At 46.4% G+C, this 25235-nt stretch carries 25 protein-coding genes, 1 tRNA gene and 1 riboswitch; of the genes, 13 read left to right on the top strand and 13 right to left on the bottom strand.

The annotated features are described in order from the left end of the window. Window positions 1-11 precede the first annotated feature (11 nt). The gene (locus ABD031_RS20315; protein WP_343854652.1) at window positions 12-1733 is read left to right on the top strand and encodes a RagB/SusD family nutrient uptake outer membrane protein; all 1722 of its coding nucleotides are present in this window, start codon (window positions 12-14) and stop codon (window positions 1731-1733) included. A gap of 131 nt (window positions 1734-1864) precedes the next feature. Further along, window positions 1865-5389: a VCBS repeat-containing protein gene (locus ABD031_RS20320; RefSeq protein ID WP_343854653.1), complete on the top strand. Its 3525-nt coding sequence runs from the start codon at window positions 1865-1867 to the stop codon at window positions 5387-5389. Here the strand turns inward: ABD031_RS20320 and ABD031_RS20325 are convergent, their stop codons facing one another. Next, the gene (locus ABD031_RS20325) at window positions 5390-6151 is read right to left on the bottom strand and encodes a creatininase family protein (protein WP_343854654.1); all 762 of its coding nucleotides are present in this window, start codon (window positions 6149-6151) and stop codon (window positions 5390-5392) included. An 84-nt stretch (window positions 6152-6235) separates the two neighbouring features. On the opposite strand from ABD031_RS20325, the gene ABD031_RS20330 reads away from it, so the two are divergent. From ABD031_RS20330 to ABD031_RS20345, 4 genes are all read left to right on the top strand, one after another. Beyond that, window positions 6236-7222 (top strand): isoaspartyl peptidase/L-asparaginase family protein, encoded by a 987-nt coding sequence (locus ABD031_RS20330; protein ID WP_343854656.1) that lies wholly within the window; start codon window positions 6236-6238, stop codon window positions 7220-7222. Continuing rightward, window positions 7219-7956, top strand: coding sequence for a copper homeostasis protein CutC (locus tag ABD031_RS20335; RefSeq protein WP_343854657.1), 738 nt, complete (start codon window positions 7219-7221; stop codon window positions 7954-7956). Before ABD031_RS20330 ends, ABD031_RS20335 begins: the two co-directional genes overlap by 4 nt. A 7-nt stretch (window positions 7957-7963) precedes the next feature. Then, window positions 7964-9502 carry an FG-GAP repeat domain-containing protein gene (locus ABD031_RS20340; protein ID WP_343854658.1) on the top strand — a complete coding sequence of 513 codons (1539 nt, stop codon included), beginning with the start codon at window positions 7964-7966 and terminating at the stop codon, window positions 9500-9502. Between the two features lie 310 nt (window positions 9503-9812). Then, entirely contained in the window at window positions 9813-10271 is a 459-nt protein-coding gene (locus ABD031_RS20345) for a CBS domain-containing protein (protein WP_343854660.1), read from the top strand. Between the two features lie 54 nt (window positions 10272-10325). Here the strand turns inward: ABD031_RS20345 and ABD031_RS20350 are convergent, their stop codons facing one another. From ABD031_RS20350 to ABD031_RS20365, 4 genes are all read right to left on the bottom strand, one after another. After that, the gene (locus ABD031_RS20350) at window positions 10326-11495 is read right to left on the bottom strand and encodes a trans-sulfuration enzyme family protein (RefSeq protein WP_343854661.1); all 1170 of its coding nucleotides are present in this window, start codon (window positions 11493-11495) and stop codon (window positions 10326-10328) included. Window positions 11496-11592: 97 nt separating this feature from the next. Then, a riboswitch (SAM riboswitch) is annotated at window positions 11593-11696 on the bottom strand. 61 nt (window positions 11697-11757) lie between these two features. Continuing rightward, complete coding sequence (gene pth / locus ABD031_RS20355) at window positions 11758-12318, bottom strand: aminoacyl-tRNA hydrolase (protein WP_343854662.1); 561 nt, start codon at window positions 12316-12318, stop codon at window positions 11758-11760. Between the two features lie 84 nt (window positions 12319-12402). Then, the gene (locus tag ABD031_RS20360; RefSeq protein WP_343854664.1) at window positions 12403-12975 is read right to left on the bottom strand and encodes a 50S ribosomal protein L25/general stress protein Ctc; all 573 of its coding nucleotides are present in this window, start codon (window positions 12973-12975) and stop codon (window positions 12403-12405) included. Window positions 12976-13003: 28 nt separating this feature from the next. Next, window positions 13004-13930, bottom strand: coding sequence for a ribose-phosphate pyrophosphokinase (locus tag ABD031_RS20365; RefSeq protein WP_343854665.1), 927 nt, complete (start codon window positions 13928-13930; stop codon window positions 13004-13006). A 267-nt stretch (window positions 13931-14197) separates the two neighbouring features. Here ABD031_RS20365 and ABD031_RS20370 point away from each other — a divergent pair, with 267 nt between their 5' ends. From ABD031_RS20370 to ABD031_RS20385, 4 genes are all read left to right on the top strand, one after another. Continuing rightward, entirely contained in the window at window positions 14198-16915 is a 2718-nt protein-coding gene (locus tag ABD031_RS20370) for a M14 family metallopeptidase (RefSeq protein WP_343854667.1), read from the top strand. Window positions 16916-17099: 184 nt separating this feature from the next. Beyond that, on the top strand, window positions 17100-17432 hold the full coding sequence (locus ABD031_RS20375; protein ID WP_343854670.1) for a hypothetical protein: 333 nt from the start codon (window positions 17100-17102) through the stop codon (window positions 17430-17432). Between the two features lie 36 nt (window positions 17433-17468). Continuing rightward, window positions 17469-17639: a hypothetical protein gene (locus tag ABD031_RS20380; RefSeq protein ID WP_343854672.1), complete on the top strand. Its 171-nt coding sequence runs from the start codon at window positions 17469-17471 to the stop codon at window positions 17637-17639. Window positions 17640-17750: 111 nt separating this feature from the next. Then, the gene (locus tag ABD031_RS20385; RefSeq protein WP_343854674.1) at window positions 17751-18488 is read left to right on the top strand and encodes an EcsC family protein; all 738 of its coding nucleotides are present in this window, start codon (window positions 17751-17753) and stop codon (window positions 18486-18488) included. A 46-nt stretch (window positions 18489-18534) separates the two neighbouring features. On the opposite strand, the gene ABD031_RS20390 is transcribed toward ABD031_RS20385, so the two are convergent. Next, window positions 18535-18607 (bottom strand) — tRNA-Gln (locus ABD031_RS20390). Between the two features lie 518 nt (window positions 18608-19125). On the opposite strand from ABD031_RS20390, the gene ABD031_RS20395 reads away from it, so the two are divergent. Next, on the top strand, window positions 19126-19368 hold the full coding sequence (locus ABD031_RS20395; RefSeq protein ID WP_343854676.1) for a hypothetical protein: 243 nt from the start codon (window positions 19126-19128) through the stop codon (window positions 19366-19368). A 54-nt stretch (window positions 19369-19422) separates the two neighbouring features. Here the strand turns inward: ABD031_RS20395 and rplI are convergent, their stop codons facing one another. The 4 genes from rplI to ABD031_RS20415 form a co-directional block, all read right to left on the bottom strand. Continuing rightward, on the bottom strand, window positions 19423-19866 hold the full coding sequence (rplI, locus tag ABD031_RS20400) for a 50S ribosomal protein L9 (protein WP_343854678.1): 444 nt from the start codon (window positions 19864-19866) through the stop codon (window positions 19423-19425). A gap of 39 nt (window positions 19867-19905) precedes the next feature. After that, a complete protein-coding gene (rpsR, locus tag ABD031_RS20405; RefSeq protein WP_343854680.1) occupies window positions 19906-20157 on the bottom strand; it encodes a 30S ribosomal protein S18 in 252 nt (83 codons plus the stop codon). Beyond that, entirely contained in the window at window positions 20154-20525 is a 372-nt protein-coding gene (gene rpsF, locus ABD031_RS20410; protein WP_343854682.1) for a 30S ribosomal protein S6, read from the bottom strand. Before rpsF ends, rpsR begins: the two co-directional genes overlap by 4 nt. 151 nt (window positions 20526-20676) lie before the next feature. Continuing rightward, window positions 20677-21606 carry a hypothetical protein gene (locus ABD031_RS20415; RefSeq protein ID WP_343854684.1) on the bottom strand — a complete coding sequence of 310 codons (930 nt, stop codon included), beginning with the start codon at window positions 21604-21606 and terminating at the stop codon, window positions 20677-20679. A gap of 2 nt (window positions 21607-21608) precedes the next feature. Between ABD031_RS20415 and ABD031_RS20420 the strand changes: the two genes are divergently transcribed. Next, complete coding sequence (locus tag ABD031_RS20420) at window positions 21609-22226, top strand: class I SAM-dependent methyltransferase (protein ID WP_343854687.1); 618 nt, start codon at window positions 21609-21611, stop codon at window positions 22224-22226. On the opposite strand, the gene ABD031_RS20425 is transcribed toward ABD031_RS20420, so the two are convergent. After that, a complete protein-coding gene (locus ABD031_RS20425) occupies window positions 22215-22829 on the bottom strand; it encodes an O-methyltransferase (protein ID WP_343854689.1) in 615 nt (204 codons plus the stop codon). The genes ABD031_RS20420 and ABD031_RS20425 overlap by 12 nt on opposite strands. Before the next feature lie 166 nt (window positions 22830-22995). Further along, window positions 22996-23382, bottom strand: a complete 387-nt coding sequence (gene apaG, locus ABD031_RS20430) for a Co2+/Mg2+ efflux protein ApaG (protein WP_343854690.1) — start codon at window positions 23380-23382, stop codon at window positions 22996-22998. 65 nt (window positions 23383-23447) lie between these two features. Between apaG and ung the strand changes: the two genes are divergently transcribed. After that, window positions 23448-24110: a uracil-DNA glycosylase gene (ung, locus tag ABD031_RS20435; RefSeq protein WP_343854692.1), complete on the top strand. Its 663-nt coding sequence runs from the start codon at window positions 23448-23450 to the stop codon at window positions 24108-24110. Between the two features lie 34 nt (window positions 24111-24144). Here ung and lepB read toward each other — a convergent pair whose 3' ends face one another. Continuing rightward, the gene (gene lepB / locus ABD031_RS20440; RefSeq protein WP_343854693.1) at window positions 24145-25221 is read right to left on the bottom strand and encodes a signal peptidase I; all 1077 of its coding nucleotides are present in this window, start codon (window positions 25219-25221) and stop codon (window positions 24145-24147) included. Window positions 25222-25235 lie beyond the last annotated feature (14 nt).

Below are 25235 nucleotides of genomic sequence, written 5' to 3' on the forward strand. Positions count from 1 at the left end.
AGATTAAACAAATGAAGAATTTTAAATTAAAAATCGGTGCCCTACTTGCATCCACGGCGATGATGGTTGCGGTGAGTTGTAGCGAGGAGTTTCTGGAAATACCGCCAGTTGGGCAGTTGTCTGAAAGCCAGTTGAGCACTTTGGCTGGACTTGATGCGTCTTTGATCGCGGTGTATTCTCAGGTAAATGGTCGTGCAAACCGACTAGGTTCCCCTTCCAACTGGGTTTGGGGAAGTATCAGAGGAGGCGAGGCCAACAAAGGAACTGACCCCGGAGATTTTAGTACTATCAACCCCATCCAACGCTTTGAAAACAATGCTGCTGGGGGCGAAATGGGTTCTAAATACAATGTCTGCTACGAGGGAATTGCTAGAGCAAATTCAGTTTTGAGACTTTTGGCCAAAGCCGGTCCCGATGTGACGGAAGCTGACAAGATCAGAATAACTGCTCAGGCAAAATTCCTAAGAGCACACTTCTATTTTGAACTGGCTCGTGATTACAACCAAACTCCCTATGTTGACGAAACTGTCGACTACGGCAGTGGACTAGAAGATGTGAAAAATGACAAGCCATTATGGCCGTTTATCGAAAAGGATCTCCAGGATGCCGTAAAAGACTTGCCAGCTACTCAAGCGCAAGTAGGTAGGGTCAACGTATGGGCTGCCAAAGCTTATTTGGCAAAAGTTTACTTGTATCAGAAGAAGTACGCTGAAGCCAAAACGCTTTTCACTGACGTAATCACCAATGGTGTGACATCAAATAACAAAAAGTATGGCTTGGTTCCCTACTACGATGACATGTTCCGTGGAGCTAATGATAACCATGAGGAATCCGTTTGGGCATATCAGTCTGCAGCCGGTACAGGATCTGTGAACAACGCCAACCCGGAATTCGACTTGAACTTCCCCTACAACGGTGGCCCAGGCGGATGCTGTGGATTCTTCCAGCCTAGCTTTACTTTCGTAAATGCATTCAGAACTGCCAATGGTTTGCCATTATTGGATAAGTCTTACAACAGTGCTGCCAATGAAGTAAAAAGCGACATGGGTGTGGCCTCAAATGCTGCCTTTACCCCAGATGCTGGTCCTTTGGATCCACGTTTGGATCATACCGTAGGCAGAAGAGGCCTTCCTTATTTGGATTGGCAAGATCACCCAGGCAATGCTTGGATCAGAAACCAGCCAAATGGAGGACCTTATACTCCTAAAAAGTATGTCTATCAAGTAGCAGAGAAAGCTAACTTCCTGGATAACTCCTCTTGGACCCCAGGCTACACAGGGATCAATTACATGATCATCCGATTTGCTGATGTATTATTGATGGCAGCTGAAGCTGAAATCGAAACTGGCGGATTGGAGAAAGCTCGTGAGTATGTGAACATGGTTAGAACTCGTGCAATGAACTCCAAACTTAAAAGAGCGGATGGTACTATGGCCGCGAACTATGTAATCAACACCTATAGTTCACCATGGGCTTCTGCCGACGTGGCGCGTTCTGCAGTTCGTATGGAGAGACTTCTTGAGCTAGGAATGGAAGGCCATAGATTCTATGACTTGCAGCGTTGGGGTACTGTCCAGGCAGAGTTGGACTTTTACTTTGCGTATGATGCTGCGAAACTCCCTGCTGCTCTTGGTGGCGCTAAATACACTGATAAGTACAAGTGGGTGCCAATCCCTCAAGACCAGATTGACTTGGTTGGTTCAGACATTCTTACTCAGAACCCCGGATTCTAATTAGAGCTTGATTAAAATTGAAAGAGGAGGCATTTGCCTCCTCTTTTTTGTTTTTTTACGACCAATCATTTTTTTCTACAGACGGGAAAATGCTAATTTGAACGTTCCTACCCTTACCCGAAATTACCCCCATGAAGTACTGCATCACCCCATTTGCCCTTTGCTTTATTGCGTTATTTTCCTCCTGTGAAAAGGATTCAAAGCTTTTCACATTAACCTCTCCGGACGAGACCGGAATAAATTTCAACAACGAAATCATAGAATCAGACTCCTTCAATATCCTGACCGACGAGTACATCTTCAACGGCGGGGGAGTCGCCGTCGCTGACTTTGACCAAAACGGCTTTCCTGACTTGTTTTTTACGGGCAATCAAGTAGCGAATCGTCTTTATCTCAATGAGGGCGAGTTCAAATTCAAAGACATATCTGAGGCATCGGGTATAATGGCAGAAACTAGATGGTGTACGGGAAGCATTGTCGTCGATATCAATCTCGATGGCTGGCCGGATATCTATGTCGCTACCGCCATGAAAAAGGGGCCTGGAGAGCGCAACAACTTGCTTTTTGTCAACCAGGGAAAAAATGCGTCCGGTGCTGTTTTCTTTAAAGAAATGGCTGCGGACTACGGGATTGCAGATCCAGGAAACGGCATGGGAGCGGCATTTTTGGACTACGACTTGGATGGAGATTTGGATCTCTATGTGCTAAACAACGAACAGCTGACTGCTAAGCCTACCAATTTTCGCCCCAAGGTAATCGACGGTTCTGCGGTCAACAATGATGGTTTTTATCGCAACAATGGAGATGGCAGCTTTACCGACGTCACGGTCGAAGCTGGAATCGTCTTTGAAGGATTTGGGCTTGGTTTGGTTGTTTCGGATATCAATAACGACGGCTGGCCGGATATCCATGTCAGCAACGACTACATCACCAACGACATTCTTTACATCAATAACCAAGACGGTACTTTTTCCAACAAAACCAAGCAGAATCTGAGACACCAGAGCCAGTTTTCCATGGGAGCTGATATTTCCGATATTAACAACGATGGTCTTCCTGACATCGTCACCATCGATATGCTTGGCGAGGACAACTTTCGCAAGAAGACCACCATTGGCAAAAATGTCTATCAGACCTATATCAACAATGAGCAGTTTGGATACGAATACCAATACGTCCGTAACATGCTGCACCTGAACAACGGGCCTGAAATCCCATTTTCGGAAGTCGGAATGATGGCAGGAGTCTATCAGACAGACTGGAGTTGGGCGCCGCTTTTCGGGGATGTGGATAATGACGGGCTACGGGACCTTCTCATTACCAACGGTTTCCCGAGAGATATTACGGACAAGGATTTCGCCAATTACCGGTCGGATGTAGGAAGCATTGCTTCGACGCGGCAGCTGCTGGACTCCATTCCGATTGTCAAGATCCCCAATTACTCCTACCGAAACACCGGAAATCTTGGTTTTGAAGATAGCGGAGAGATTTGGGGCTTGAATATCCCTTCCTTCTCCAATGGCGCCGCTTTGGTGGATTTGGATCTGGACGGTGACTTGGACTACGTCGTCAACAATATCAATGACCCGGCTTTTGTCTTTGAAAACAAACTCAACGAGCAGAAGCAGTCTCCTAATTACCTTCGGGTGGACCTTAAGGGATCAGCGAAAAACCCGCAAGGCTTAGGTGCCAAAGTGCTGGTCACGCCAAAGGCTGGGATTCGGCTCTTTCAGGAAATGCAAGTCGCGAGGGGGTACATGTCGTCCATCGAAGAGGTACTTCATTTTGGTTTGGATTCGGTGACCGCTGTGGCTCAGGTGGCGGTGATCTGGCCGGATGGAAAGAAGTCAGTGCTCACCGAGGTAAGCGCAAACCAAGTGATCGAAGTGGATTATGCTGACGCAAAAGCAGGTCAACACTCCGTTGCTATCATCGATTTGGGCAGCTCATCCCATATACTTTCAGAAGTTGCAGAAGAGCTGGGGATATCATTTGTGCACCAAGAGGAGGATAAAATTGACTTTAATGTTCAGCGGACGCTTCCTCATAAATTGACCCAGTTTGGGCCCGCGCTGGCTGTGGGAGATTTGGATGGAAATGGAACGGAGGATCTGGTTGTCGGTTCCTCGTCGGGATTTTCCCCGGTGTGGTATGCGCAGCAGGAGTCGGGAGGGTTTGTTCAAAAAGAGCTGCTTCCCGGCCAAAATCCGATTTTCGAGGAAACTGGGATTCTCCTGTTGGATGTGGAAAATGACGGAGATCTCGATCTGTACTTGGTTAGTGGAAGTGCAGAATTTTTGCCTGATGCGGCAGAATACCTCGATCGTATTTACCTCAATGATGGCAGTGGAAACTTTACCTTGGATCAAAATTTTTCTGCCGTAAAAGCGAACGGCAGCACGGTCCGAGGCGCTGACTTTGATGGAGACGGATTCATAGATTTGTTTGTCGGAGGGCGAAGCCCGATCGGGAAGTTTCCGATCGCTGAGAAAAGCTTTCTTCTGAGAAATGAAAACGGGCAGATGAGCGATGTGACGGATCAGCTTGCTCCTGGTCTGCGTGAAATCGGAATGGTGACAGATGCCATATGGTCTGACATCAACGGGGACGGCAAAGTCGACTTGATTGTGGTTGGTGAGCTGATGCCGATTACGGTCTTTGTCAACAGAGGAGGAACCTTGGAAAAGTTGGCTGATTCCGGACTTGAGAACCATCTGGGTTGGTGGAATTCCGTTACTTCGGCGGACTTTGACCAAGACGGGGACTCGGATCTGGTCGTCGGAAATCTTGGCGCCAACAATTCCCACAGCCCGACATCGGTTCGTCCGCTGAAAATCTATGCCAAGGACTTTGACAACAATGGAAGCATGGATCCGGTGACTTTTGCATACTATAAGGAAAAACAGGGTGGGGCCTACAATTCCTTTCCAAGCCACTTTTGGGATGATCTAAACGGTCAAAGCCCGATGTTCAGAAGAAAGTTTGAACGCTATAAATATTATGCGCTGAGCACTGAGCAGTCTTTTTTTACCGAAGACGAGAAAAAAGACGTCCAGATTCTTACCGGAAACTATGATCGGACGGTGTGGGTTGAGAACCTCGGCAACGGCAAGTTTGAAGTACATCAATTGCCGGTGATGGCTCAGATCGCACCGACCAATGGCATCGTCACCGATGATGTCAACGGGGACGGTTTCACGGATATCCTCTTGGTCGGCAACGACTATGGAAATGAGATATTCATCGGCAGACTGGATGCGTCAGTTGGCCTGCTACTTTTGGGCGATGGCAAAGGTGGCTTTGTACCTTCCAGTCCAATGGAAAGCGGCTTCGTGGTTCCTGGTGATGCCAAAGCACTGGTGAAGCTCAGCTCTGCGCGAGGTGCTCCGATCTATTTCGCTTCGCAAAATAGAGGCAAACTGCTGGCGTTTAAAGTCGGAAATCAAGAAGGTAAGACGCTTTCACTTGACCAAGAGGCCATGGCTTTGATTATCGAATTGGAAAGTGGCAGGATGCAGCGCTACGACCTCAGCCTGGGATCAGGTTTTGGATCGCAATCGTCCAGAGAAATCACTTTCCCCAAAAATGCCAAATCAGCAGTAATGATCGACTATAAGGGGCAGATGATTCCAGTCGAGATATTCACCAGAAATTAATCAGCGGTAAAGCTCGCCTGGTTTAGCTGCGCAAATGTCCTGAATCAGCCCAGCGACCTTGTCGGTGACATCTTCAAAATAGCGCCTCCCTTTTTCAGGGGAGGCTTTTTTTGGATTCCCTATCCCTGTGTCCGCGGAGACTTCTGACCATTCCCGCTCTTTCCAAGCCCATTTCTCACGAATTCCCCGGATTACAGATTTTTTCTCCGCCCCGGCGCCAGATTCTTCCAGCGGCAAAACCAGTTGGGGATGAAGGTACTGGATCAGACAGGTTTCCATTTCGTCAGCATGGTCCCCAGCTTCTTCGAAGTACTTGGATTTGTCCAAAGCCTGAAACCAATTACAGGTGAAAAGCATCATTTCAGGAAATTTCAATCCCAGTTCACGGAGCATGGGCTGGAAGTTGTTTCCTCCATGACTATTGAGGATCAGAAACTTCTTCAGCCCCTGACGGTTCAACACCTCTATAATATCCCTAAGAATGATCAGCTGGGTGCTGGGATTGAGGTTGATGTCCAGATAGATATCGCTTTGTCCAGTGTTGACTCCAAATGGGATGCAGGGCATCACCACGACTTTTGACCCGTTTTCCCAGGCTTTTCTGGCTCCTTCGGCTGCGATTCCGTCCGCTTCATAAACATCTGTCCCATAGGGCATATGGTAGTTGTGAGCTTCGGTCGCTCCCCATGGGAGGATGGCCAGCTCATATCTGAAGGTTTTCAGATCTTTCCAGTTTGCTTCTTTAAGGATATAGGGTCTCATGTAATTGTTTTTGGGATTTAGGAAGAAGTGAGGGATTTTAGGGGTCAAATTCATAATTTGAAAGCCATTTCTAAAATACGTTTCATGTCTCAAAGAAGAAAGTTTATCAAGCAATCCATTCTGGGTTCCGCTATTTTTTTACCGGGAGTCACGTCTGCCTACACCGCTACTCCAGCTGAAAGATCAGTTGCGGGCGAAAAACCACTGATCCTATCCACCTGGAATCACGGCCTGCCCGCCAACGCTGATGCATGGGCCAAGCTCAAAGAAACCGGTAGCATCCTGGACGCTGTCGAAGCTGGTGTGAGAAATACAGAGCTAGACTTGACCAATCTTTCGGTGGGTCTTCAGGGTCTACCTGACCGGGAAGGAATCACCACGTTGGACGCTTCGATCATGACTGGAGACGGTGCCTGCGGTTCGGTGGCCTTTGTGCGACAGATTAAGCACCCCATCACTTTGGCTAGAGCGGTGATGGAGAAAACCCCACACGTGATGATCGTCGGTGAGGGTGCTCGGCAGTTTGCGATAGCTGAGGGATTTCCTATAGAGGAAGAAGTGTTGAGTCCTGAGGCGCAAAAAGCCTACGACAAATGGAAAGTCACTAGTCAATACAAACCGATCATCAATATCGAAAATCACGACACTATCGGGATGATCGGCTTAGATGCCAATGGGAAATTGGCGGGAAGCTGTACCACAAGTGGGCTTTCCTATAAAATGCACGGCAGGGTAGGCGATAGTCCTATCATTGGCGCGGGTCTTTTCGTTGATGACGAAGTCGGGGCGGCGACTGCTACTGGTCTTGGAGAGTCGATTATTCGTATTTGTGGGAGCTTTTTGATCGTGGAGCTGATGCGCCAGGGGAGGACTCCGCAGGAGGCTTGCGAGGAAGCGGTGAAGCGATTGATTTCGAAAAATAAAAACATCAAAGACATCCAGGCTGGATTTTTGGCTATCAATAAGGACGGCGAAACTGGAGCCTATGCCGTGCATCCGGGGTTCAATTTTGCTAAAGCCAGTACTTCAGGCAATCTCATGGTTGATTCCAAGTCTCATTTCAAGCCATGAGCAAAATCCTTTTAGAAGCTCCGGTTTTCAATTTGCAGGGTTCGATAGAAGCGGCGCAGTTTGGTATAGACCGTCTGGAGCTGTGTGCAAATTTTCCCGAAGGTGGAGAAACTCCCAGTGCTGGGATGCTGCGATTTTTGAAAAGCGAGGTTGATATTCCTGTCTTTGTCATGATCCGGCCTCGGGGTGGAGATTTTGTCTATTCCCAAAAGGAACTGATCGTCATGAAGCAGGACATTCAGTTGTTGAATGAGCTGGGGGCAGACGGCTTTGTTTTTGGGGTTTTGGATGAAAAAGGCAAGGTCAATGAAACCGCCTGCCAGCTGCTATTACGAGCAGTGGGAGACAAGCCGTGCACCTTTCACCGTGCATTTGATGCCTCATCGGATTTGGACGATTCGCTTAAACGGATCATCCATTTGGGTTTTCGGCGGATCTTGACTTCCGGTGGGAAAAATTCATTGACTGAGGGACTTCCTGTAATTCAGGATTTACTTCAGAAAGCCGGTGATCAGATTGTCATCATGCCTGGCGGTGGCACAAAGGCGGAACACATTCCTGTCTTGAAGCAGAGCGGATTGCTGCGCGAAGTTCACGCATCCTGCAAGTTGGCCAAGTCCTCTCCCAATCAGTTTATCAATCCTGATCTTTCATTTTCTGGCGCGCCCCTGGATTTTTCCCAACATTTCGGCGTGGATCAGGAACTTGTAAAGCAGTTCAAAGCAGTATTGTAATATCGGGATGCGGAAGTATTTAGGTTGTCTTTTGGGTTTGTTGGTGTTGGGTTGCGGGCAGATATCCGAGCGGAAGCAGCCGCCGCTGAGTTTGCAGCAGTTGGCCAATTCGGAGTTGGATCTTTCCGGTGAGCAATTGGCTAATGGCTACTGCGCTGCCTGTCACCTAAAGCCCGAGCCAGAGATTTTGGACAAAATGACTTGGGAAACCAAGGTGCTGCCCGATATGCGCAAGAGGATGGGGCTGTACCTGGAGGAGGATTTTGGAACGGTTCTGCCTCAGGACGATGGGGTGCCGGAAGGGATTTATTCCAAAGGCCCAATGATCACCCGGGAAAACTGGAATAAACTACTAACCTACTACCTCGACAATGCTCCTGAACAACCACTTCCTCAGATCGAAAAGGCAAGTCCCAAAATCGGTATTCCTGGATTCGAACTCGAAGTGCCGGGTTTTTCGATGGTGCGTTCCAATCTGACGACGATGCTGAGGGTACATCCTCAGACCGGGCACCTTTGGGCAGGACATCGGTTTCGGTCGCTTTTTGTCTTGGATTCCAAAAATAAGTTTGGTCAACTCGATTCGATTGCGACCCCGGTTGCGCCGGTGGAGGTTAAATGGAGATCGGACGAGTCATTTGACTTGCTTTCGATGGGACTCATGGATCCCGCCAATGATTCCTTAGGCGCATTGGAGAAGTATTCTAAATCCGGGCAGACCATGTCTGTAAAATCGATGGGAGAAAAGCTCATGCGGCCCGTCCATGTCGAATTTGCAGATTGGAATGGTGATGGAAAAGAAGATCATTTGATCAGTCATTTTGGAAATCACCTGGGGAAATTGAGCCTTTACCTTTCTGACTCGATGGGTTTTACCGAGAAAATTTTGAAGCAAGATCCAGGCGCCAGAAGGTCTATTGCGGTGGACTTTGATCAGGATGGAGATATGGATATTCTCGCGCTGATGACTCAGGCGAGAGAAGCGGTTTTGTTTTTTGAAAACCAAGGCGAAGGTCAATTCCGGGAAAGGACACTGCTTGCATTTCAGCCGGCGTTTGGCTCGAGTGATTTCCGATACGCAGACATGACTGGCGACGGCATTCCGGATTTGGTTTTGGTCAATGGCGATAATGCAGATCTATCTCAGATCTTGAAAAATTATCACGGTGTGCGGATTTTTGAGCATGACGGGTCTGGGAGCTTTGAGGAAAAATGGTTCTACCCCATGCATGGAGCAAGCGGAATGGAAGTCGGAGATTTTGATCAGGACGGGAAAACCGACTTGATTGCGATTGCCTTTTTTCCGGAGAAGAATCAAAACCCAAGGCAGGATCTGATCTATTTTCAGCAAGCGACGAAGGGGAAATTTGAACCTTACGTTTTGGCCAGCGTCCCCGATTTACATTGGTTGACCGTTTCCAAAGGCGACTTGGATCTGGATGGCGACTTGGATATCGTGGTGGGTTCATTTGAATTTGACCAACTGTATAGAATGCCAACGGAAAAATGGACACCTTTTGTTGTTTTGAGAAACAAGTTGAATTAGCGGTCAATTGGTTTGAATCATTTTTTTTGAACTGGTTATTCTACTGCAGCAAAGACCTAAACCGCTCGACCCTTCACCTTTCGTTTTCTAACTTTCAAATTTCAGTGTTTATGTGATTGACAGTTCCCCGAACTAATTCTACTATTGGCAGGATTCAGCATATTCACGGATTGATATAAATACGCATATAATAGTTTGCTATTTCATTAGTGTTCGAAATAAAAACCAATAAACGGTTAATTTTTCACGATATTATTTCTCTTGTCTTTAGAAATCAGTATCTTATTATCATTCCTTAAAATAACATGCTATGGTAAAAAGTTTTCAAGGGGTTCGAGTGGTGGAGCCAAAGACCCCGATCCAACAGATTTTGGTCAGAGACCATATGACCACGAGTTTGGTTACTTTCAAATTGGAGGATTCGATAGACCAAGTGTTGGAGCTGATGACTCAACGGAAAATCTCGGGCGGTCCCGTGGTAGACGAAGCCGGCGGACTGGTTGGGATCATTTCGGAATGGGATTGTCTGGCCGAGATCATCCGTGGGAAGTATACGAACACGATCCGGTTTCCGGCCAAAGTCAAAGAACACATGAGTACTGAAGTAATCACGGTGTCGCCGGATTTGTCACTTTTTGATGCTGCGCAAAAGTTTCTCGAACACAAAATTAGACGTTTTCCGGTTTTGAAAGATGGTCACCTAGTGGGGCAGATCAGTCTCAGCGACGTGATCCGGGCTTTTCCGAAACTCAAACATACCACCTGGTAAAATCTAAAAAGGCTCGAAATTTCGGGCCCTTTTGATTTTTTATCGTCTAAGATTCTAGTACTTGGACTTTTCGATTGCGCGCTCCACATCCTTGATGATGTCCTCGTTGTGTTCCAGTCCGACGGACAGTCGGATCAAGCCATCAGATATTCCCACGCTGGCACGCTCCTCAGGAGTGAGTTTGCTGTGGGTGGTCGACGCTGGGTGGGTGACGATGCTGCGGGCATCACCGAGATTTGGAGTGATCGAAACCATCTGCAGTTGATCGATGAATCGCTGTGCTCTTTCTCCGCCGCCTTTCAGCGTCAGGGTGATGATGCCCCCGCCGGCTTTCATCTGCTTCAAAGCAAGTGTATGTTGCGGGTGTGATTTGAGAAAGGGGTATTTCACTGCTTCGAGCTCTGAATTTCCTTCGAAATAGGTTGCAATCTTAAGTGCATTTTCGCAGTGACGGTCCATACGGACAGCCAGTGTTTCCATACTTTTTGACAAAACCCAAGCGTTGAAAGGCGATAGCGAGGGTCCGGTATGGCGGGTGAAAAACTGCACTTCCTTGATCAGTTCTTTTTTTCCCAAGATCAAACCTCCGATCACTCTTCCCTGACCATCAATAAATTTTGTTGCGCTATGGGCGACGATGTGTGCTCCCCATTTTGCTGGTTGCTGAAGATAGGGAGTCGCAAAGCAGTTGTCCACCACGAGGATGAGGTTATGCGCTGCGGCGAATTTTCCCGCCCACTCCAGATCGATGATTTCCAGGCCAGGATTAGACGGAGTTTCGATAAAGAGCATCTTGGTGTTGGGCTGCACGAGCTTCTCCCAGTTTTGGCAATCGGAGATATCACCATAGGTCGAAGTGATGCCCCACTTCGGGAATACCCGAGTCAGCAGCTGATGCGTGGAGCCAAATAGGGATCGCGCAGCCAATACATGATCGCCCTGCTGAAGTAGCGATGCCATGCTGGAGAACATCGCCGCCATTCCCGAAGCGGTGGCAATCCCGTCTTCGGTGCCTTCTGCTGCACAGACTTTTTCAATCAGATCCGTGGAATTGGGGTTGGCGTAGCGAGAATAGATATTTCCGGGGATTTCCTCAGCAAACATCGCTCGTGCTTCTTCCGCAGATTCGAAGGTGAAACTGGAGGTCAGGCAGATGGAAGAGGAATGCTCTCGCTGATCGGATCGGCTTTGGATACGGATAGCATCGGTTTCGAAATGACTCATAGTCTGGGAGTTTTGAATACGGTTGTTGTCCAGGATTGAAAAAGAATTTTCCCAGAGGCAGAATCCGAACCAGAATTGAGGCAGTAGTTAATACGCCAATTTATAGTTCCCGCAAAGGGTAGGACTTGGCACCTTTCGCCTTGGCAGGGATGGTTGCCAGAGGGTCATCGAGCCTATTCTCTCGCCTCTTCTTTATAAATCAGTCTCCTGAAGTGCTGCAAATAAAAAGCGAGAATTGGTTATTTCCAAATCCCGTCTGCAATCAATCGTTGAATTGTGTCATCGTCTGAGCAATTCCGATGGTGCAAAAGCCGAAAACCATCTCGATCGCCTTGTCCATGATCTCCGGAAGTTCATCAAACTCTTGTTTTGTAAACCTCCCCAACACAAAGTCGATCTGTCGTCCTTTCGGAAAATCATCTCCAATACCCATCCGAAGTCGGGGGTAATCCTGTCCGCCGGTGAGTTCTTCGATGTTTTTCAGGCCATTGTGACCGGCTGCACTGCCTTTGACCCGCATACGCAGTTTGCCAAATGGGATTGCGACATCGTCTACCAATACCAAAACATTTTCCTTAGTGATTCCCAGCTCTTTCATCCAATAATTGACGGCTTTTCCGCTGAGGTTCATGTAGGTAGTCGGCTTAATCAGGTGTAATGTCCGGCCTTTGTGTTTCATCTCGGATTTGAAGACCAGCCGGTCACTTTTCCAAGTGGTGCCAGCCTTGTCGGCAAGTCGATCGATGGTGAGGAAGCCGATGTTGTGTCTGGTGAGTTCGTATTCCGGGCCGATATTGCCCAGTCCCACGATCAGGTATTTCATGTGTGATACTTTTCAGTGCTTTGAAATTAAAAAAAAAATCCTGTCCGGTGAGGGACAGGATTTGTAAAATCAACAAGCGTTGAATTATTCTGCTTTCTTGCCTCTAAGTGCTCTTGGAATACCAACAGTCACGATGGATACGTTTGGCGAAGTCAGGATTTCAAATCCTTCTACTTGCAACTCGCTAACTTTGAATGATTTGCCCAAGTCCAAATCAGAGATATTTACAGAGATGTAGTCAGGAAGATTTCCTGCTGTACCTTTTACTTTTAATTTTCTGGTTTTGAACTCCAGCTTTCCACCTTTTGCAATACCTGGAGAACTGCCTTCGATTTTCACAGGAATTTCGAATTTGATCGGTCTGTCTTCCGTGTAAGCCATGAAATCTGCGTGAAGCAAAGTCTCGCTTACCGGGTGAAATTGTGCGTCCTTTAAAACGGCTTTGATGATCGTTCCTTCAATGTTCAGCTCAACCAAGTGAACGTCTGGAGTGTAGATCAAGTCACGGAAAAGGATCGCTGGAGAATAGAAATGAACTTGCTCAGGGATACCTGGTCCATAAACTACGCAGGGAACATTGGCTGCGTCTCTGATTTCGTTCAAAGCGGCACCGTCGAGATTTGCTCTTTTAAACCCTATAACCTCTAGTGTTTTCATAAGTATTTGTATTTTAAAATGGTTTCTTTTAAATAAAGAGAGCACTGATTGAGGTGTTGCCCGTCACTGCATGGATGGCTTTTCCAAACAATTCCGCCACACTCAGTACTTTAATTTTAGGAGACGCCATCTTGGGAGAAATGGTGTCAGTGACGACCAACTCTTCCAAAACGGAATTTTCAATATTTTCGTAGGCCTTTCCAGAGAGCACTCCGTGCGTGACTATGGCTCTGACTGAGGTGGCTCCCTTCTCCATGATGATTTGGGCAGCTTTGCAAAGTGTCCCGGCGGTGTCGACCAAATCATCCACAAGTATCACATCCTTCCCTTCCACATCTCCGATTACCTGCATGGATGCGATCTCGTTGGCCCTTTTTCTATGCTTATCACAGACGACCATTTCTACTTCAAAATGCTTTGCAAATGACCTTGCTCGACCTACGCCCCCCATGTCTGGAGCAGCAAAAATCAAGTTTGGCAAGCTGAGCGTTTCCAAATAGGGTGCAAAGATAGCTGATCCATTCAAGTGATCCAAAGGGATGTCAAAAAAACCCTGAATCTGTCCGGCATGCAGGTCACAGGTCATGATCCGATCTGCACCGGCTGAGGTGATCATATTCGCGATCAACTTCGCGGCAATGGATACTCTAGGTCGATCCTTTCGATCTTGGCGGGCATAGCCAAAATAGGGGATGACTGCGCAGACTTTGTATGCGCTGGCGCGCTTCGCCGCATCGATCATCAGACAAAGCTCCATAATATGGTCACTTGGGGGGTTGGTGCTTTGGATGATGAATACAGTGCAGCCTCTAATTGACTCATCGAAACTCGGGGACATTTCTCCGTCGCTGAATTTGGACATGGTCAAATCGCCGAGCTTCTTGCCGTAGCTTTTGGCGATATTTTCTGCCAGGTGGAGGCTGTTTGTACCTGCAAATATTTTGACCTCAGACATGGTGGATTGGTTTTTTGGAGGTTGGAGAAAAGAATGGAATCGATGGCAAAAGTAAGGATTTTTGACGGATGGGCTAGAAGCAGGGCATTTCATCCAAGCAATAATGCGAGAATTTTGAAATCGATCGCAAACAGTTTGTGTCTTGACTTCCGCGATTTTCCTGTCAACTTACCGATCCTGTAATTTTTGGAGTTTAAGGGGGTGTTTGTCGCTGATTACCTAGTAGATGGTTTATTTTTACCGGGAACTGGTATTAACCCCGACCTCATGAAAAGAATTTTATGCTTAGTCCTCTTCCTTGGGATATTGCCCTTTGCGGCAGATGCCCAATCCATTCCGACTCCAAAATCGCATTTTGGGTTTGACATCGGCGATCCGTACATGCTCGCTAATTTTTCACAAACTGAAGCCTATTTCCAAAAAGTAGATGCCGCATCCGATCGGGTACGCTACACCAGCATCGGAAAGACGGAGTTTGGTAGAGAGCAGCCAATGCTGATTATCACCGCTCCTGAGAATTTTGCGCAGCTGGAGAAGTACAAAGAAATCTCCCAGAAACTCGGCCGTGCAGAGCTCACTCCCGAAGAAGCAAAAGCGCTTTCTAAAGAAGGGAAACCGGTCGTCTGGATCGATGGTGGCCTGCACGCCAGCGAGGTGGTAGGTGCGCAACAGTTAATCGAGACCCTTTATACGCTGGCTTCAAGAAATGATGAGGAGACGCTGAAGATCCTTGATGAAGTCATTATACTCTTGGCTCATGCCAACCCAGACGGGATGGAGATTATGTCCGATTGGTATATGAGGAATGAAGATCAGGAGAAGAGAAACAAGAATATTCCGGTGCTGTACCAGAAATATGTGGGGCATGACAACAACCGCGACTTTTACATGAATAATATGAAGGAGACGACCAATATCTCCCTTCAGCAATATGTGGAGTGGCTTCCGCAAATTGTGTATAATCACCATCAAAGTGGCCCTTCGGGGACTGTTGTTGCGGGGCCTCCATACAGAGACCCATTCAATCATGTTTTTGATCCTTTAATTATCACTAGCCTCGATGCAGTTGGTGCGGCCATGATCAACCGCCTCCATGTCGAAGATAAGCCGGGTTACACCAGACTCGACGGCTCGGTATTCTCCACTTGGTGGAATGGTGGCTTGCGAACTACCCCTTATTATCATAACATGATTGGGATTTTGACCGAGATTGTGGGTGACCCTTCTCCTTTTTCTATCCCTTTGGTACCGGATAGGCTGATTCCAAACAACGGAACTCCGTACCCGGTTACTCCGGGCCCTTGGCCATTTAGAAGGTCGATTGAATACTCTGTGTCGCTGAATTATTCAATTCTCAATCATGCCGTGAGACATGGTGATGAGTTGTTGTATAATTTTTATCTGATGGGTAAAAACTCTGTTGACCGAGGAAATACGGATACATGGACTAAGTATCCGAAGTACGCTCAGGCGGTACAGGAGGAATTTGACGCTTCGAAGAAAAAGAGAGATTCCGACGACCCAGAGATGGCAAGCTTCGGCTTCCGCTCAGGTCTGCCGCTTCAGTTTTATGACTCGGTGTATAAAGATCCTTCGAGAAAAGATTCACGAGGCTATGTCCTTTCCGCTGATCAGCCTGATTTTTCTACAGCAATCAAGTTTCTGAATGCCCTGATCAAGTCTGGCGTGTTGGTAGAGAAAGCTACGGCTGATTTTTCTCTCAGTGGAAAATCCTACCCCAAAGGCTCGTATGTGGTGAAAGCTGCACAAGCTTTCCGACCACACGTGCTGGATATGTTTGAGCCTCAGGATCACCCGAATGACTTTCTTTATCCCGGAGGCCCTCCCATCAGACCTTACGATGCGGCAGGCTGGACATTGGCCTTCCAGATGGGAGTCGAGTTTGACAGAATTATGGAAGGTATAGAAGGGCCATTTGAGCGCGTCGCTTATGGACAGTTGCTGTCTCCAGATCCGACGATTGTTCCATCGGGCTCAGGCTACATGCTCGATGCCAGAGTCAATGACTCCTTTTTGGCGGTGAATGATCTGTTGAAAGCAAAAGTAAAGGTGTTTAGAACAGCCACCGCTGCAAATGGATTTCCTGCTGGTTCATTTTATGTTGCTTCGTCTGGTAAGAAATCGTTGACAGAAGTCGCTAAAAAATACGGAGTAAAGGTATCCGCAGCGTCCGGAATCCCCTCCGGAGCCAAAGAAATCAAACCTTCACGAATAGCCCTATACGATTATTATGGTGGCTCGATGCCTTCCGGCTGGGTAAGATGGATGATGGAGCAGTTTCATTTTGACTATAACGTGGTCTTTCCTGAGGAGATCGACGCAGGCGACCTGACAGAAAAGTACGACGTGATCCTATTTATTGGCCCTGGAATACCGGGCGGTGGAGGAAGGTATGGTGGTGGCAGATCGGTCAGCAAAGAAGAGATTCCTTCCGAGTATCATCATATGATGGGGAGTTTGACCGTCGATAAATCAGTTCCTCAATTGAAGAGTTTTATGGAAAATGGAGGTCAGATCGTAACAGTTGGCGCAGCGACTTCGCTAGCCTATTTGTTAGACTTGCCGATTTCGGATGCACTTGTGGAGATTTCCGATGGAGATGAGATTTCCCTTACTGGAGAGAAATATTACATTCCTGGCAGCGTGTTGGAGATGTACGTCGACGAATCTGCACCGGCAAACTATGGCATGGGTGCAACTGCCAATGTGCTTTTCAATAACAGCCCGGTATTTAAACTATCTCCGGATGCAGCGTCAAAAGGAATCAAGCCGCTTGCTTGGTTTGGCGCTGAGCCGCCATTGAAAAGCGGCTGGGCTTGGGGTCAGCAGTATCTGAAAAACGGCGTGACGGCTTTTGAAGCCCAAATAGGCAAGGGTAAACTCTACGCTTACGGGCCGGAGATCACCTTCAGAGCACAGTCACACGGCACTTTTAAGATGTTGTTTAACAATCTCTATAAGTAACCAATCAAGCTCTTGGAAACCAGAAGCCGCCTCCCAAGGGCGGCTTTTTTCGGTTTGAGAATGGAAAGGTGTGGATATATTCGCTCTTTTACCCAAAAAACCGAACGAGAATTTCCTGACTAGTTTGAATTCTTTTTACATCAGTTTTTCACCGTAACTTATTCCAATCGATCAATGGTAATCTATGGATAGCAATGACGCTCAATTTATTTCGGGAATATACAACTGGTGTGATCGCTGGTGCGAGCGCTGTGACGTTACAGCAAGATGCAGGGTGTTTGAGCGCGAGCAAGAAAGAGATTTGAAGTCTCCGGAGGACTTTTGGAACGCCTTGGCGGAGAATTTCAAGGAGACCATGGAGATGCTTCATGCGCTGGCGAAAGAACAGGGGATGGATATCGAAAAAATCATTGCAGAAAGTAAAAACGGCACGACTATCCAGGAGGAGGATAAAATCCAGGACGAGCATCCGCTGATTGTACTTACTGATTGCTATTTATTTGATGGGAAGGGTTGAGAGGAGAAAAGCTGCAAGGGTTCTGCCAAGCTTGCGATGATCTCCATCGAACGAAGTATGCAGGCATGGAAAATCTTACTGGATGCCCTGGAAGATGAACAGGATTCGATTCTGAGCTTGCTGGTGATTTTAGAAAAATCAAGAATATTGCTCACGGCGTTGGTTCCAAACTATCTTCAATTTGCCAGGCCAGGTTTTGATCAATGAGCCGCTTTTACACTTTCCAGCTGAAAAGTCGGAATTGGCAGGGTCAATAGGCAATTGTTCTAATGGTAACCTGAGCGGTATTTTGGAGTTTAAAAAAATTTGAAACAACGCATGAGTACTTATCAAAGTATCGTAAACGCAGAACTGTTGGTTTGGCTTCTCAAGACCAAAAAGACTCCGGGGATTTTGGGTCGGATGACACAGGGCGTTCAGAGCAAGATCAATTCGATCATTCCGGAGAAGGTCCACAAGGCGATTACCCTTGCTATTGAGAATATGGTGAAAGCGGTATTGACGGGTTCGGGGTGGATCGTACCGAAGGTGAAAGAGCCGATTACGCTGAAAGAGCGGGAAGACAAGGTCAGAAAGCGGATCAAATGGTATCGGAATACCGCATCTGCAGAAGGAGCTTTGACTGGTGCGGGGGGGATTTTGTTGGGCTTCGCGGACTTCCCGGCTTTCCTGACGATCAAGATGAAGATGCTTTTTGATATCGCTGCGCTCTATGGCGCCAACACCAAAGAATATCATGAGCGGCTGTTTTTGCTGTATGTTTTTCAGTTGAGCTTTTCCAGTCAGTCTCGGAGGAATGACCTCATCGGATTGTTGGAAAACTGGGAGAGCTACAAGGAAGAGTTGCCCAAGGACTTCAGCCAGTTTGATTGGAGGACTTTTCAGCTGGATTATAGAGATTATATCGACTTGGCAAAGCTGGCGCAGCTAGTGCCTATAATCGGAGCGCCGGTAGGTGCGGTGGTTAACTACAAACTCACCGAGCACTTGGGAGAATATGCCATGAATGCGTACAGGCTTCGATTATCAAAAAAGGATTCCAAGCTATTGATGTGAACAAGGCCCAAAAATCAAAAAAGCTTCCAATTTGGAAGCTTTTTTGTTGGCCGACCAGGGCTCGAACCTGGACTCTTCTGAACCAAAATCAGACGTGTTGCCAGTTACACCATCAGCCAATTTTGTAGGGAAGCAAAATTTGGCTTCCTTTAAAGTGTCACAAAGGTAAAGTCTTGCTTCTTTTTTTCCAAACAGGCCTTCGAAGATTTTCTATTCGGTATTGTAAAATCCTTGAATTCAGCTAGAAAAATTGACCCTAACGGTTTTGTCGAGTTGAAAGTTTTGCACAAGAAGGCGGTTTGTCGCATTGTTGTCGGGCTTTGCTGCAATTCGTATCGAACAGCGTCGAATCCACTTTCTGCCCATAGGTTGATTTTTCGATTCTTTCTGGTGATTGATAGAACTACACCATGGGGTGAATTTTGCATCTTCTCTGGTGTGCTAAGGGAGGTTTGTCGTGTCCTGGGATTAGAACGAGGTTTTTTACAGCAATCATCAGGTGGTCTTCGTTCACGGATACGGCATGAAATAAATGAAATAAAATTGTCTTTTTGTTAATATTCAAGTTGTTATGTTGTCTTTTTGGAAATAAATGCAGTGATTTGCTTCGAAATTTGAAAACAAAACACTTAGTGCTATGAAGGTCGAGAAAATGAAAAAATTGGCAACAGAACTTGTCGAGAAATTAGAAAAATTGAAGCAAGCGGAACTGGCGGCTGAATTTAGCTGGTGCTGGGTCAGCTTCCAAAATGATCAAAATTCCACAGGTGTGATTGAAAAGGCAAATCAAGCCTTAGTTGCTTTAAAGGAAGCCCGTGAAAAGAACGCTAAATCTGTATCCAAGAAATTGGTGGATGAGTTAGAAAAAGCATTGGCTTAAAACAGAAAAGGCTCGCAGTGATGCGAGCCTTTTTTATTGGTATTGAGAAGAAGTTTATTCTCCTACTACAACGAAATTCACTTTGGTTTTCACCTCTCTGTGAAGATCTACGTCTGCGGTGAACTCTCCCGCACCTTCTACCGGAGTAGAGATGGCGATTTTCTTACGGTCGATTTCGAAACCTTGGGCTGCCAAAGCGTCAGAGATCTGAAGCGTAGTTACTTTTCCGAAGATTTTTCCGGAATCACCGATTTTCGCTTTGATTTCCAATGTTACTTCTGCAAGCTTAGTAGCAGTGGATTCTGCTTCAGTCTTGATTTTTTCAGCTTTGTGAGCTGCTTGCTTGATGTTTTCAGCAAGGATCTTCTTGTTAGAACCGGTCGCCAATACGGCGAAACCCTGAGGAATCAGGTAGTTTCTTCCGTATCCTGGCTTTACGTCTACCAAGTCATTTTTATATCCAAGACCTTTGATGTCTGTTTTTAGAATGATTTCCATTTGTAATGATCTTTTGTGATTGAACGATACAAGAGCCAATTATTTCAACCCATCGGTTACGAATGGCAAAAGAGCCAAGTGTCTTGCTTTTTTGATAGCCTGAGCTACTTTTCTCTGGTACTTTGCGGAGTTACCGGAAAGTCTTCTAGGAAGGATTTTACCTTGTTCGTTGACGAATTTCAAAAGGAAGTTTGGATCCTTGTAGTCGATATACTTGATACCGTGTCTCTTGAATCGGCAATATTTCTTTCTGATTTCGCCTCTGTTGATTGGTTCGTTGAATAATGTCATTGTGCTGGCTCCTCCTTAGCTTCAACTTTTTTGTTAAATTCTCCTTTTCTTCTTCTGTCTGCATAAGCAATGGAATGCTTATCCAGTACAGTCGTCAGGAATCTCATTACTTTCTCATCACGTCTGAACTCAAGTTCAAATTTGCGGATGATAGTCGGATCAGCTTTGAACTCAACCAATACATAAAAACCGGTAGTCTTCTTGTCGATGGTGTATGCCATCTTCTTAAGACCCCAATTCTCCACATTGATAACGTCTGCCCCCTCTTCTTTTAACAAGTTCACAAACTTGTCGACAGTATCCTTCATCTGAACATCAGACAAAACGGGAGTTAAAATGAATACCGTCTCATAATTTCTTTGGAACATTTTTTTAATGTGTTTAAGGAATTTGAATAAACAGACCGCAAAAGTAGGGAGTTTGAGGCTGGAATCCTAATCCTGATTTATAATCTCTGGGTGTATAAAACAAAAAAGCCTCCGCTCAGGGAGGCTTTGATTGCTCTTCAAGAATAGAAGACTATTTCACCGTAAAGGTCTTTCCGCCAACTAGATAGTTGTCGACGTATATTTTTACTTCATGAGTGCCTGAAGCGTAGTCTGATCCTTTTTCATAATAGTATACCAATTCCTGCTCCGAGTTGTCAAAGATGATGTCCTGCTTTACAGTGTAGAACAACTCGGCACCGTTGATCATGAATGTCCCTGAGCCTTTAGCCACGTCGAAGATCGGTTGGGAATTTGGTCCCAATACTTGCACATACACGTTTCTTGGGCCTTTTTCGGCTACTTTATTGTCAGCAAGGTTGAAGCTTACTTTTAGACGCTCGATTTGTCTGTTTTTGAAGTCTTTGGTTGTTTCGATCCGCTCCTTACCTCTCGAGTTCACAGCTGCGATGCTGATGTTTTCGACTTTGAGCATCGAGGCGACGTCCACTTTGGCTTGGAGGTCCTGCTTTTGGATATTGAGCTGGGCCACTTCTTCCTCGATCTCTGCCTGAGTCACTTTCAAATCCTGATTTTCTGTAAAGAGCTGTTGGTTGGCTGCTCTTAGCTCGAGAATCTCTTGGTCTTTCTCGGCGATCATTCCATTGAGGCTAGTGATCTTGCCATTCAGTGCTGCAATTTCAGAGGAGTTACGCTGTTTTGTGGAGTTTCGTTCTGCGATCATCTGATCTCTCACCGCCTCTAGCGCCTGCACGTCTCCGCCTAGTTTTTCGATTTCCTTTATTCGGAGATCCAATTGGTAGGTGACTGAATCAAGCCGCATGTTCAGCTCGTTGTTTTCAGTCGATAGGAGTAAGATTTCCTCCGTTTTTTTTGTGCGGTCAACGTAGTCTGTATAGAGTTTGATACCACTGATGATGACCAAAAGGATAAGGACAATGATAATAATGTTCTTACTTTGGTCTTTCTTCTGATCTGATTCCTTTTCGAAATTTGTGCTCATGTTTGTTGATCTTTATTGATGCTTATGATATGCTACACTTGGATGAAACTTTCTGGTCTTCCCGGTACAAAAACGGAGCTACGGGTTGGGACATTGGACACCCTTCACCACCACTTTATCAATATCTTTGCCAACTTGACAATAAGTCCGCTGATGTACTCGTTCCCGGGGCTGGGAACGCGCATGAGGTAGCGGCAGGGTGGCTGCTGGGATTCAAAAGACTTCATTTACTGGATATTTCTCTTTTGCCGATACAGGATTTTTTAAGAAAGCATCCGTCTTTTCCAGCAGCTCAGGTTTATCATCAGGATTTTTTTGAACATAAGGGTTGGTATGATTTGATATTAGAGCAGACTTTCTTCTGTGCTTTGGATCCAGCTAAGAGGCCGGAATATGCTAAAAAGGTGCACAGCCTGCTCAAACCGGGTGGGCGGTTGGTTGGAGTTCTTTTTGATCGCGATTTTGGAGTTGACGGGCCGCCGTTTGGAGGATCGGCTGAGGAGTACCGAGCTTATTTTGAGCCGTATTTTGAGTTTGAAAAGTTTGAACCCTGTGTCAATTCAATTCCAGCTAGGATGGGGACAGAACTTTTTATCAATCTGAAAAAATTAGACTTCTAGGATCAAGTGGGATTTTTCTCCTGGATAGTCGAAATAGATGATTCCACATTCAAAAAAATCCTGGGTCAATTTTACAGCAGGATGAGCTTGGACCTCTTTCCAGGCTTTTTCCATCTCCGGTGACCAGTGAATGTCTCCAATCGCAATGATGGTTTTTGAATGAGTCTTCGGCAGCAATGCGAAAAACGTCTCTAGCGTCCCCTCGTAAGTATGGTTGGCGTCGATCAATGCGAAATCGACACTTGGGATGGATGCCAATACCTTTGAAACAGTCTGGGCGATCGGGCCTAGCACAAACTCAATGTTCTTGGGGACTGGAGCTCGCTGAGCCACTTTTTGAATTTCGGCGGAGCCTTCGAAGGTGTACAATCTCCCTTTCGTAGCCAGGCTCAGATAGCGTGTCCCTATGCCAACGCAGGTGCCAAACTCTAGGACATGTTCTGCCGGTGTCAGACTACAGAAGTATTGATAGAGTTGCGCAAATTTGATTCCGCTGGTGGAGTAGCGTGTAATTTTGGCTATCGAACGGAGGGATTGTGGGACTTTTTTTGAGCCGGCACCCAGATCAAGAACACAAATATTTTGCTGATCACCCAAAAGCATTTTCCGAAAGCTTTCGATTTCAGAATTTCCTCGTTTGTTTTCCTTTAGAAAGAGAAGCATTCTAGCGTACCTGTCGAAAACAAATGAGGATTGCTGGCTGAACCGGTCTTCTTTTTGCAACCAATACCTAAGAAGTACCCGGGCTGAGAAGAAAAAGTTTCTCAAATCAATTATGAAAAATGTTGGCGATCATCTGGAATTCAGGGACATCAACTTCGATGAGTTTCCCGTCAATCTGCTTCTCCATTGTGTAGGAGCCCCTCATCTTGCCGAGTCCCGATTTGAGATTGCAGCCAGATACGTAGGTATGAGATTCTCCCGGCTCCAAAGTAGGTTGTTGGCCAACTACTCCGTCTCCTTCGATGAGTTTTGGTGATTCTGCGGCATCAAAAATCTCCCACTTTCTCCGCAGCAGTTGGTAGGTGTGTTGACTTTTGTTTTCGATGATTACTTTGTATGTAAAGACGTAATGATGCTGATGAGGACTTGAAAACTCAGCCTGATAGGTGACTTCTATGCTCACCTGAATTCCTTGTGTGACAGAGACGACCATGTTGGTTTTACGCTTAGCAGTTCAGTAACTTACAATTTTGTAGACAAAATCGATAATCAATATACGTGGAAGTTAAAATTGAAGATGGTTGGAAAAACTCACTCCAAGAACGGTTTGAAGAGGATTTTTTTAAGCGTTTGAGTTCTTTTGTCCAAAACGAATATCAAGATCAACTGGTTTTCCCGCCTAGCAGTGAAGTTTTCAACGCCTTTCAGCTGTGCCCCCTAGAGTCGGTAAAGGTAGTGATATTAGGACAAGATCCCTATCATGGGCTCGGACAGGCACACGGCCTATCGTTTTCGGTTAAGGCTGGTGTTCCTTTTCCGCCAAGTCTGAGGAATATTTTGAAAGAAATCCAAACAGATGTTGGTATGGAGATGCCGCCCGATGGGGATTTGACCAGGTGGGCTAAGCAGGGTGTTTTTCTGCTAAATGCTACACTTACGGTCCGTGCCAATCAAGCCGGATCTCATCAAAACAAAGGTTGGGAGCTGTTTACCGATCACGTGATTCGTGTGATCAATTCACATCGGACAAATGTGGTGTTCATGCTTTGGGGTTCTTATGCACAGAAGAAGGCAGAGCTGATCGATTCCGAAAGACATCTGATTCTCAAAGCTCCTCATCCGAGTCCCTTGTCTGCTTATCGGGGATTCATGGGTTGCCGGCATTTTTCGCAGGCAAATCAATACTTGGAGGAAAAGGGCATAGCGCCGATAAAGTGGTGAAAAAAAAAGTCCCGAATCACTCCGGGACTTTTGTTTAGTTGATTCCTTTGAAGAATCGGTTCCAGCGAATTTTTCCAAACATGGACTCGTACTTGTCCAAGGAAAGCCAGAGGAACCAAGCTTTGCCTACAATGTGATCTTCGGGCACAAAACCCCAGAATCTTGAATCCAGGGAATCATGTCGGTTGTCACCCATCATGAAATAGTAGTTCTGCGTGAAGGTGTAATTTTCGACTTTCTGTCCGTCAATAAACAGCTCGCCCTCTCGGATGTCAACCTGCTCGTGTCCTTCGTAACTTTCAATTGTAAAACCATAGCGGAGCACATTGTCAGGCGTCATTTCTATTTCCCAACCTAAAGCTGGGACTTGAAGGGGGCCAAAATTGTCTCGATTCCAACCGTAATTGGAGCCATTTGGGAAGATCATCGAGTCATTCATTCCCGGACCTTCAAGGCGCTTGGTGATGGACTCCACTACGGGTGATTTTTTCAGTTTTTCGATCATTTGATCTGTGCCAAAAACCATGTAGCCGGAGCCGTTGGAAAAGGCCATGAAGCTATCGGGATTGATGCCGTATTCTGCAAGGAACTCGGAGGTTAGGGGACGGTTTGAAATCAAGTCGTAGGAATATTGCATCTCCTCCGGTTTCGGGGATGCTTCACCGTTCACGATCAATTCGCCTTCCTTGACTTCGATTATGTCACCGGAGATTCCGACCGCACGTTTGATGTAATTGGTTTTTAAGTCGCTTGGATATTGGAACTCCACCGGGTAGTTGAACACGACCACGTCATTCCTTTCCACATCACTGAAGCCAGGAAGCCGGTAATAAGGCAGTTGAATGGCTTCGGAATAAGAGGGGATTTCGGTTCCCCAGATTTTCTGGTGGGTCAAAGGAACCTGAAGGACGGTTTTCGGAATTCTGGTTCCGTAGTGCATCTTACTAACGAAAAGGAAATCGCCAACCAGGAGGGATTTTTCCATGGAGGCGGTGGGAATCGTAAAGGGTTCGAGCAGGAGCCAACGGATTAAGCTTGCTGCGACTACGGCAAAAACCAGCGCATCCAGCCATTCGCGGGTTGCTGATTTTTTCTTTTTAGATTGACTCATGAGTTACTATTTGA

The organism is Algoriphagus jejuensis (assembly GCF_039523455.1).
GTDB classification, from domain to species: Bacteria; Bacteroidota; Bacteroidia; order Cytophagales; family Cyclobacteriaceae; genus Algoriphagus; species Algoriphagus jejuensis.